Here is a 6,070-nt window from a genome sequence, read left to right on the forward strand (position 1 = left end):
CGGATACACCGTGCGCAGGGGACCGAAACGAGGCGTGTTACCGACAGATGACGCCCTGTCCCGGCAGCCCCCGCCGCCACGGTTCCGGGGCCCCGGCCCCGCGGCGCACGGACGCGCGCCGTGGACACGACCCCCCGGAGCCGAGCGCCCGACGCCCTCCTCCCCGGGGCCGGCCTCCGCCCGGATGCCGGCCCCGACCCGGTTCCGGGGCCTCCCCGCGCCCGCAGGGGCGGCGCGGCGGCCCCGGACCGAACGACCGCAAGCAGAGCCGTACGGTGTGCCCGCGGGCCGTCCGGCTACGGTTGACGCGTGGCAAGGGACGGAAACAACACCATGACAGCAGGCGCGCTCGCCAGGCGTGGCTTCAGCGACAGCACCCGGGCCCTGCGGCTGATGACGGAGGCGGGCCTGGACGCCCGGGCCGACACCGCCGTCATCGACGCCCTCGCGGCCGCCCCCGACCCCGACCAGGCCCTGCTGGGGCTGATCCGGGTCCTGGAGTCCGACCCGGACCCGGCCGAGGTCCTGGACGTGCTGCGCGAGGAGTCCGACCTCCGGGCGCGGCTGAGCAAGGTCCTGGGCACCAGCCCCGCGCTGACCGACCACCTGGTGCGCCACCCGGGCGACTGGCGGGAGCTGCGGGGCGCGGACGCCGCCCGCTCCCCCGAACCGGACGAACTGCGCCGGGGCCTGCTGCACACCGTGGGGGCCGACCCCCACAGCGCGGCGCCGGCCGCCGACCCGGCCGTGGTCGGGGACGGGACGTCCGAGACCCTCCGGCACACCCTGCGGGTGGCGTACCGCAGGCGCCTGCTGCGGCTGGCCGGACGCGACCTGACGGGTCTGTGCACGGTCGACGAGGCCGCCGCGGAGCTGGCCGACCTGGCCGCGTCCATGCTGGACGCCTCCCTGGCCGTGGCCCGGGCCGAGCAGCCCGAGGACGCCGCGCTGTGCCGTCTGGCGGTGATCGGCATGGGCAAGTGCGGCGGCCGCGAGCTGAACTACGTCAGCGACGTGGACGTCGTGTTCGTGGCCGAACCCGCCGGGTCCGCGGACCCCGGGGCGCCGGTGGACGAGCAGGCCGCCATGCGCGCGGCCACGCGCCTGGCCACGGCGATGATGCGCATCCCGTCCGAGACCGACGCCGAGGGCGCCCTCTGGGAGGTGGACCCCGCCCTGCGGCCGGAGGGCAGGAACGGGCCGCTGGTGCGCTCGGTCTCGGGGCACCTGTCGTACTACGAGCGCTGGGCCAAGACGTGGGAGTTCCAGGCGCTGCTCAAGGCCCGGCCGATCGCCGGTGACGCCGGGCTGGGCCGGGCGTACACGGAGGCGATCCTGCCCCTGGTCTGGGAGGCGACCGGCCGCCAGGACTTCGTGGAGGACGTGCAGGCGATGCGCCGCCGCGTGGTGGCGCACATCCCCGCCGGCGAGGCCGAGCGGGAGCTGAAGCTGGGCCCGGGCGGGCTCCGCGACATCGAGTTCTCCGTCCAGCTGCTCCAGCTGGTGCACGGCCGCACCGACGACCGGCTGCGCTCGGGCAACACCCTGGAGGCCCTGGAGGCCCTGTCGGAGTCCGGGTACGTGGGGCGGCGCGACGCGGCCGGGCTGTCGGAGGCCTACCGCTTCCTGCGGCGGCTGGAGCACCTGCTGCAGCTGGAGCGGCTGCGGCGCACGCACCTCATGCCGGACCCCGGGAGCCAGGACGGCCCCGAGCACCTGCGCCGCCTGGGGCGGGCGCTGGGGTTCACCGCGAACCCGGTCAGGGAGCTGACCGAGGCGCGCCGCCGGGTGACGTCGGAGGTGCGGCGCCTGCACGAGAAGCTGTTCTACCGCCCCCTCCTCAACGCGGTGGCCCAGCTGCCGGGCGAGGAGGCGCGGCTGTCGCCGGAGCACGCCAAGATCCGCCTGGAGGCGCTGGGGTTCGCCGACCCCGGCGGGGCCCTGCGCCACCTGGAGTCGCTGACGTCGGGGGTGTCCAGGCGGGCGTCGATCCAGCGGACGCTGCTCCCGGTGATGCTGGGCTGGTTCTCCGACTCCCCCGACCCCGACGCGGGCCTGTTCGGTTTCCGCCAGGTGAGCGACGCGCTGGGCACCACCCCGTGGTACCTGCGGCTGCTGCGCGACGACGTGCGGGTGGCCGAGCGCATGGCGTGGCTGCTGGGGACGAGCCGCTACGTGACGGAGCTGCTGCTGCGGGCCCCGGACGCGGTGGCGATGCTGGCCGACGACCAGGACCTGGTGCGGCGCGGCCCGAAGGTGCTCGAGGCCGAGGCCGAGGCGGCGCAGCGCCGGTACGACACGGCCGAGGAGTCGGTGGCGGCGGTGCGGGCGCTGCGCCGCCGCGAGCTGCTGCGCACGGCCGCCGCCGACCTGTTGGAGGTGTCGTCGGTCCGGGAGGTGGGCTCGGCGCTGACCGACATCGCCGCGGTGACGATCGAGGCCGCGCTGCGGCTGGCGCAGAACCGGGTCGTCGCGGCGTCCGGGGACGAGCCGCTGACCCGGGTGTGCGTGGTGGCGATGGGCCGGTTCGGCGGCGGCGAGCTGACCTACGCCAGCGACGCGGACGTGATGTACGTGCACGACCCCCTGCCGGGCGTCGACACGGGGGCAGCGACGAAGCAGGCGCTGGCGATCGTGCGCGAGCTGGCGCGGCTGCTGGAGATGCCCGCCGCCGAACCGCCCCTGAAGGTGGACACGGACCTGCGGCCGGAGGGCCGGAGCGGGCCCGTGGTGCGCACGCTGGAGTCGTACGCGGCGTACTACGGCCGCTGGTCCCAGGTGTGGGAGAGCCAGGCGCTGCTGCGGGCCAGGCCGATCGCCGGGGACCCCGAGCTGCGCAGGGCGTTCACGGAGCTGATCGACCCGGTCCGCTACCCCGAGGGCGGTGTCGACCCGTCGGCGGTGCTGGAGATCCGCAAGCTCAAGGCGCGGATGGAGGCCGAGCGCCTGCCGCGGGGGGCGGACCCCACCCTGCACACGAAGCTGGGCCGGGGCGGGCTGTCGGACGTGGAGTGGGTGGCGCAGCTGACGCAGCTGCGCCACGCCCACGAGTACCCGGGCCTGCGGACGACGGGGACCCTGGAGGCCCTGGACACGGCCGTGGCCCACGGGCTCCTCGCGGCGGACGACGGCGCGGTGCTGGAGCAGGCGTGGAGGCTGGCCTCGCGCGTGCGGGGCATGGTGATGCTGGTGCGGGGCCGGGGCGGTGACTCGCTGCCCTCCGACCTGCGGGTGCGCGCCGCGGTCGCGGGCGCGATGGGGTGCCGCAGCGCCGAGGACGAGGAGGGGGTGTGGGAGGGGCCGGCCGAGCAGTTGACGGAGGCCTACCTGCGCGCCACCCGGCGGGCGCGCGCGGTGATGGAGCGCGTCTTCTACGACGACTAGCGGACCGGCCGCGGCGGAGCCCGCCGGGCGTGCGGCCGCTCCTGCGCGGGCGCGTCACACCGGGTGCGCGGGGAGGGTGACCGTGACGACGAGCCCTCCCCCCTCGCGGGGGGCGGTGTCCAGGGTGCCGCCGTGGACGTCGACGACCCGGGCGACGAGGGCGAGTCCCAGGCCGTAGCCTCCCCCCGCCCCGGGGCCGCGCCCGTCCCGCCGTCGGGTGCGCCCCTCGCCCCGCAGGAACGGCTCGCGCAGCCGCGCCGCGGTCCCGGTCGTGTACCCGGGTCCGGTGTTCTCGATCCGGAGCGTGGCGAGTCCCCGGCGGGGGTCGTGGCCGGCGGCGGCCAGGGCGGTCCCGGGCGCGGTGTTGTGGCGGACGGCGTTCTGGACGAGGTTCGCGGCCAACTGCGCGAGGAGTGCCCCGTCGCCGAGCACCGGTGCGGCCTCCAGGCGCAGGTCCCAGGTCACGCCGCACCGCCGCGCCTCGTCACCGGCCTCGCGGACGGCCGCGCGGACCGTCCCGGCGAGGTCGAGCGGTGCGGCCGCGGCGGTGACGGCGTTGGCGTCGGCCAGCCGCAGCAGCGCCTCGGTGAGGCCCACCGCCCTGGCGTTGGTGATGCTGAGCCGTTCGACCAGGGCGGGGTAGTCCTGCCCGTCCGGGTTCTGCCGCGCCACGTCGAGGAGCGTCCCCGTGACGGCCAGGGGCGTCCGCAGTTCGTGGGAGGCGTTGGCGGCGAAGCGCTCCTGCGTGGCGAACGCGTCGTCGAGCCGGTCGAGCATGTGGTCGAAGGCGTCGGCGAGCCGCCGGAACTCGTCGTTGATCCCCGTGAGGCGGATCCGGTGGTCGAGGCGCCCCTCGGCGGCGAGCCGGACGGCCTCGTCGATGCGCTGGAGGGGGCGCAGCACCCACCCGGCCAGGAACCACCCCCCGGTGATCCCGATCAGGGCCAGGGCCGCGAGGAGCGCGCCGGACAGGTGGACGAGGACGGTGAGGATCTTCGACCTCGACGCGATGGGCAGGTGGGCCTCGGACGGGTTGGCGGCGGTCAGGGGGTAGTTCGGGACGTACCGCAGGACCACGTAGACGCCCGCCAGGAGGACGGCTCCGGCTGCGACGAGGAAGGCCGCGTAGCTCAGGGCCAGGCGGAACCGCGCGCTGACCAGGGGCTTCGTCGGCCGCGGGCGGGCGGCGCTCACGCCTTGCCGCCGGGGGCGCCGAGGCGGTAGCCGGCCCCCGGGACGGTGACGACGGGGTCCGGTTCGCCGAGGGCCCGGCGCAGGGTCGAGACCGTGACCCTGGGGGCGCTCGTGAACGGGTCGGCGTTCTCGTCCCACACCTTCTCCAGCAGGGTCTCCGCGCTCACCACCCCTCCGTCCGCGCGCATGAGGAGCTCCAGGACGGCGAACTGCTTGCGCGCGAGCCGCAGGTAGCGGCCGTTCCGGTAGGCCTCCCTCCGGTAGGGGTCCAGGCGCAGGTCCCCGAACTCCAGCACGGGCGGGACCGCGGTCCGCGGGCGCCGGGCGAGCGCCCGCAGGCGCACGACCAGCTCCTCCAGCGCGAAGGGCTTGGTGAGGTAGTCGTCGGCGCCGAGCGCGAACCCGTCCACCTTGTCCCTGAGCCGTGTCGCGGCCGTCAGCATGAGCACCCTCGTGCCGGGGTGGTCCCTGACCACGGTCGCGCACACGTCGTCCCCGTGCGTGCCCGGGATGTCGCGGTCGAGGACCACGACGTCGTAGTCGTTGACGGCCACGCGCTCCAGGGCCCCGTCCCCGTCGGACACCGTGTCGGCGGCGATCGCCTCGTGGCGCAGGCCCGCCTGGAGCGCCTCGGCCATGAAGGCCTCGTCCTCGACGATCAGCACGCGCATGTGGTCCCCTCCTCCTCGGCGGTCCGCGCCCGCGGACGGACGCCCGAGTCTAGGCGGCGGCGTGTTGCGAAAACGTAGGCGGATCACCCGACGTCCCCGCAACATCCCCCCTGCTGGTCTGGTGCGGAGCGCCGGGCGGGCCCGTCCGGCGGAGAGGGGAGGGATCCCGTGGTCCGAGTTCCGCCGGGGCCGCACGCCACCGGCCGCCCGGCCGCCGTCGCGGTCACGTCAGCCCTGTTCGCCGTGGCCCTGGCGGCCCTGTGGGGCCTGTCCCCCGGGCCGGCGGGGGACGGGGGGCCGCCGCTGACGGCGACGGCGCCCGTCACCGGGTTCACGCCGCTGGACGAGGACGACGGCTACCTGGCCGAGGGGGAGGGCGTGTCACCGTTCGCGGAGGGCCTGCCCCTGCTGGAGCGGATGGACCCGGAACTGCTGGAGGCCGTGCGCGCCGCCGCTGCCGAGGCCCGGGAGGACGGGGTGGACGTGGTCGTCACCAGCGGATGGCGCAGCGAGCGCTACCAGCGGTTCCTGCTGGACGCGGCGGTCACGGTCTACGGGAGCGAGGAGGAGGCCGCGCGGTGGGTCGCCTCCGCGGAGTCCTCCTCCCACGTGAGCGGTGACGCGGTCGACATCGGACGGACGGACGCCGCCGACTGGATGGGCCGGTTCGGAGACGCCCACGGGCTCTGCCGGACCTACGCCAACGAGATGTGGCACTTCGAGCTCGCGACCGGGCCCGGGGGCGCCTGTCCGGCCCCGCGGGCGGACGCCTCGGCCGGTTGACCGCCCGGGCCCTTCCGGGGTGCGCCCCCGTGCCGGCG

4 protein-coding genes are annotated in these 6,070 nt (G+C 76.3%); 2 read left to right on the plus strand and 2 right to left on the minus strand.

What is annotated here, in order from left to right; all coding sequences use genetic code 11:
- Positions 1 to 333 precede the first annotated feature (333 nt).
- Positions 334 to 3,384: a bifunctional [glutamine synthetase] adenylyltransferase/[glutamine synthetase]-adenylyl-L-tyrosine phosphorylase gene (locus tag ACWGL3_RS30380; protein ID WP_267950298.1), complete on the plus strand. Its 3,051-nt coding sequence runs from the start codon at positions 334 to 336 to the stop codon at positions 3,382 to 3,384.
- Positions 3,385 to 3,438: 54 nt separating this feature from the next.
- On the opposite strand, the gene ACWGL3_RS30385 is transcribed toward ACWGL3_RS30380, so the two are convergent.
- Both ACWGL3_RS30385 and ACWGL3_RS30390 read right to left on the minus strand, forming a co-directional pair.
- A complete protein-coding gene (locus ACWGL3_RS30385) occupies positions 3,439 to 4,578 on the minus strand; it encodes a sensor histidine kinase (protein ID WP_452462085.1) in 1,140 nt (379 codons plus the stop codon).
- Positions 4,575 to 5,249: a response regulator transcription factor gene (locus tag ACWGL3_RS30390; protein WP_267948845.1), complete on the minus strand. Its 675-nt coding sequence runs from the start codon at positions 5,247 to 5,249 to the stop codon at positions 4,575 to 4,577. Before ACWGL3_RS30390 ends, ACWGL3_RS30385 begins: the two co-directional genes overlap by 4 nt.
- A gap of 168 nt (positions 5,250 to 5,417) precedes the next feature.
- Here ACWGL3_RS30390 and ACWGL3_RS30395 point away from each other — a divergent pair, with 168 nt between their 5' ends.
- Positions 5,418 to 6,032 (plus strand): M15 family metallopeptidase, encoded by a 615-nt coding sequence (locus ACWGL3_RS30395; protein WP_267948844.1) that lies wholly within the window; start codon positions 5,418 to 5,420, stop codon positions 6,030 to 6,032.
- Positions 6,033 to 6,070: the final 38 nt, after the last annotated feature.

This window comes from Nocardiopsis sp. NPDC055824, from assembly GCF_053616335.1.

What these genes read in the sequence shown, in the direction of transcription:
- ACWGL3_RS30380 (WP_267950298.1), top strand. Translation starts at nt 334, where the DNA reads ATGACAGCAGGCGCGCTCGCCAGGCGTGGCTTCAGCGACAGCACCCGG.
- ACWGL3_RS30390 (WP_267948845.1), bottom strand. Translation starts at nt 5,249, where the DNA reads ATGCGCGTGCTGATCGTCGAGGACGAGGCCTTCATGGCCGAGGCGCTC.